At 68.2% G+C, this 3,192-nt stretch carries 5 protein-coding genes; all 5 read left to right on the forward strand.

Annotated features, from left to right (window positions below):
- Positions 1 to 100 precede the first annotated feature (100 nt).
- The 5 genes from ACFVWD_RS42490 to ACFVWD_RS42510 all read left to right on the forward strand — a co-directional run bounded on the left by ACFVWD_RS42490 (position 101) and on the right by ACFVWD_RS42510 (position 3,040).
- Positions 101 to 313: an LPXTG cell wall anchor domain-containing protein gene (locus ACFVWD_RS42490; RefSeq protein WP_389603280.1), complete on the forward strand. Its 213-nt coding sequence runs from the start codon at positions 101 to 103 to the stop codon at positions 311 to 313.
- 676 nt (positions 314 to 989) lie between these two features.
- Entirely contained in the window at positions 990 to 1,229 is a 240-nt protein-coding gene (locus tag ACFVWD_RS42495; RefSeq protein ID WP_075033817.1) for a chaplin, read from the forward strand.
- Positions 1,230 to 1,703: 474 nt separating this feature from the next.
- On the forward strand, positions 1,704 to 2,006 hold the full coding sequence (locus tag ACFVWD_RS42500; RefSeq protein WP_389603285.1) for a hypothetical protein: 303 nt from the start codon (positions 1,704 to 1,706) through the stop codon (positions 2,004 to 2,006).
- Between the two features lie 118 nt (positions 2,007 to 2,124).
- On the forward strand, positions 2,125 to 2,364 hold the full coding sequence (locus ACFVWD_RS42505; RefSeq protein ID WP_054231821.1) for a chaplin: 240 nt from the start codon (positions 2,125 to 2,127) through the stop codon (positions 2,362 to 2,364).
- A 178-nt stretch (positions 2,365 to 2,542) separates the two neighbouring features.
- Positions 2,543 to 3,040, forward strand: coding sequence for a DUF5949 family protein (locus tag ACFVWD_RS42510; protein WP_389603281.1), 498 nt, complete (start codon positions 2,543 to 2,545; stop codon positions 3,038 to 3,040).
- Positions 3,041 to 3,192 lie beyond the last annotated feature (152 nt).

Genomic DNA, 3,192 nt, shown 5'->3' on the forward strand with positions numbered 1-3,192 from the left:
GACTGTCCCGCCGGTGACGCCTCCCGGTACCACGCCTCCGACTGTTCCGCCGGTGACGCCTCCGACCGTTCCGCCGGTGACGCCTCCGACCGTTCCGCCGGTGACGCCTCCGACTGTCCCGCCGGTGACGACACCCGTCACCCCCGCGCGGACCGTCCGGCAGACGATCCTGCCCGTTTCTCCCTCCGAGAATCCGCCCACCCTGGCGCACACCGGCAGTGAGAACGTGCTCGGGGCCTCGGCCGCCGGCGCCGCGCTGCTGATCGGCGGAGCCGTCCTGTACCGACGAGGTCGAGTCGCCTCCCGCCGGTAGTACGACGCTCTGGGTGCCGGACGCTTCGCCGCGCCCGGCACCCAATTGCGCTGTCCCCCTTTGTCCTTCCGCTCCTTGGCGCCGGCCTGGATGCGCATGACCGCGTCCCGCCCGTGCCGGTCCGCGGATGCTGGGACCCGCTCGCCGCCCGGGCCCGCGCGCAGCCGCCGCCGTAACCCTCGTAACCCTCGTAACCCTCGTACGAGCGTGGCCGACATGTAGCGGCCCGGCACCGAGGACCCGAAGTCCCGGTCTGTCTCCCGAGAACCGCCGGCCACCGCCGCCGGACTCCTGCGCAGTTCGTCGACCGACAGTCCGAGCTGCTCGCGGCCCGCCCCGAACCCCCAGGCTGCGATGAGGTTTCGGTCTCCAGGTGGCCCGGTACACCGTGCCAGTTCCTACGCGGGGTCCAGCTCCCGCTGGACGGCTGAGGTCTGATTCCAGGTCGGTATTCCGAGCCTGATTCCGGCATCCCCTGGCAAGGAGCCGCGGGAGGTTTTCGGCTCCAGCCACTCACTGCGTTTGTCGGTTAAATCTCATGAATGTATCGGAATGGTGGAGTTCGGTGATGGTGAGATCACTCCTTTGGAGGCGCAACTCGTGCGTGTCCTGCGCGTTGATTCCAGCACCGGGCATCTCGCCCGGACGTTGTGACGATTCCAAGGAGCACTTCTCCATGTCGCGTATCGCGAAGGGCCTGGCCCTGACCTCCGTTGCCGCCGCTGCCGTGGCGGGCACCGCCGGCATCGCTGCCGCCGACAGCGGCGCAACCGGCTCGGCGGCCCAATCCCCTGGCGTCCTGTCGGGCAACGTCCTGCAGGTGCCCATCCACGTTCCGGTCAACGTCTGCGGGAACACCGTGAACGTCGTCGGTCTGCTGAACCCCGCGTTCGGCAACACCTGCGCCAACGGCTGACGTCAGCGCCACCCCTTCTGCCGGCCGCCTTCCCCAACGGGAGGGCGGCCGGTCCGCGTTGTCCCGATTGGGGGAAGCGGGTCCAAGGCCCTTGCATGGCTCCTCGTCAGTGACGACCGCCTTGGCGGGAACACCCGGCCGCTACCTGGAGCGTGTTACAGGTTGCAGGTGGTGACGTCCGCTTGGGTAGCTGACACACCGGAACGCGCCCTGGGCCGTCGTCAAGAAGAACCACCCTGCCCTCCGCGAGTGGGTGCGCCGGCTGCCCTGGCACGGGGAGCCCGAGCCGGGCGGCGCGCCGGGCCGCGGCTCTGGACGAGCCGCCGACCACACGCTGTTCATCGCGGGTTGGACATTCGGATGGGGTGCGGGAATCGTCTGCACAGGGTTTCCTTCGTGTCCGGGTCTCGTTAGTCAGTCCGGAAAAAGCGGAAATTCCCTCCGGTGGCACCTGTCACCGAAGAAAGGAGCATGATGAAGTCCCTGAATGCTGCCGCTGTCGTTGCCGGGTCCGTGATCATCGCTGGTGTCGCCGCGCCAGCCTTTGCCGTCGAGGCCTCCGACCTCACGCCCACCAGTCTCAACAGCGCACTGGAGACCATTGCCAGCCAGCGCTCGCTCAGTCTGAAGGACGTGCAGCCCCTGCAGCATCAGTCGAACGCGCTCGACACCGAGAACAAGAGTTCGGTGCTCAACGCCGTGAGCGGCACGACGAAGGCGCTCAACGCGGCCGGCGGCCCCGCGCGGCTCCTCGGCGGGCTTCCCCTCCGGAACTGATCGGTTCCCTCCGGAGCCAGTTGGTTCAGGGAAATGAATTCACTTCGTCGCGTGTCTTCCCGAAAGGCCTGCGGACTCATCCCTAGGCTGAAGCAAGTCTCCAAGGAAAGGACGGACGATGAACCTTGCCAAGAAGGCCGCTCTCATTTTCGCCACCGCCGGAATGGCCGCGGGTGCCGCCGCGGGCAGCGCCGTCGCCGATGCCGGCGCACAGGGCTCGGCGGCCAATTCCCCCGGTGTCGCCTCCGGCAACGTCATTCAGGTCCCCGTGGACGTTCCGGTGAACGCCTGTGGCCTCAGCGTCAACGTCATCGGCGCGTTGAACCCGGCGTTTGGGAACGTGTGCGACAACAAGTGACCTCGTGCCTCCTCGATTGACGTCGCACGCGGACTGAAAGGGCTGATTCCGTACCTGCGGAGTCGGCCCTTCGCGTTGTTCGAGGAGCGTCCCCCATTCGTGTGGTCGCCCGTCGGCTGTCGGCCATTCGGGTGAGAAATCGGCCGGGCCCGTTCGGGTGAGTCGATAAGGTTCCGCGGTGACCTCAACCTCAAGCCAAACGCGCCCTTTCCGGGCCGTCGATCTCGGCACGCTCGCCGTCATTGCCTTCAGCGGTGAAGTGCCCGACGGCGACATGCCCTATCTTCTCGCCTACTCCCTGGGCGACGGTGAAGGCGGCCCGGAGGCCGCCACGGCCGCCATCGAGCAGTTGCTGCGGAACAACGGTCTGCCCGTCGGCGACTCGCTGCTCGACGGGACCCGGCAGCCGAGCCTGCCGCTCACCCTCCTTGTCGAGGCGGGCCAGGCCGTCGTCACGATGCCGTACCTCAACGCTCAGTGCGTCGTGCCGCCCGAGTGGCTCGCGGCGGTCGGTGAACGGGGCTACGCCTACTTTCTGTTCGCCACCCGGGCCTGGCCCGAGGCCGAGCCCGGCAAGCCCGTCGAGCCGGAGAGCCTGGCGGCCTTCGCGGGTAACGAGGAGATCCTGCTCAGCGCGGCCCACGTACTCCTGCCCGCGCACAGTTTGCGCGGCTGATGACACGGACCGCCGGCGGCGCCGCGAGGGTGCGGACCGCGGGGGGCAGTCGCGCGTTCGCCCTGTTGCTGGTGATCACCGGCGCGGCCGGTCTGCTCGCCGCGTGGGTCATCACGATCGACAAGTTCAAGCTGCTGGAGAACCCGAACTTC

Source organism: Streptomyces sp. NPDC058086 (assembly GCF_042885015.1).
Lineage (GTDB): Bacteria > Actinomycetota > Actinomycetes > Streptomycetales > Streptomycetaceae > Streptomyces.

What these genes read in the sequence shown, in the direction of transcription:
- ACFVWD_RS42505 (WP_054231821.1), top strand. Translation starts at nt 2,125, where the DNA reads ATGAACCTTGCCAAGAAGGCCGCTCTCATTTTCGCCACCGCCGGAATG.
- ACFVWD_RS42500 (WP_389603285.1), top strand. Translation starts at nt 1,704, where the DNA reads ATGAAGTCCCTGAATGCTGCCGCTGTCGTTGCCGGGTCCGTGATCATC.
- ACFVWD_RS42495 (WP_075033817.1), top strand. Translation starts at nt 990, where the DNA reads ATGTCGCGTATCGCGAAGGGCCTGGCCCTGACCTCCGTTGCCGCCGCT.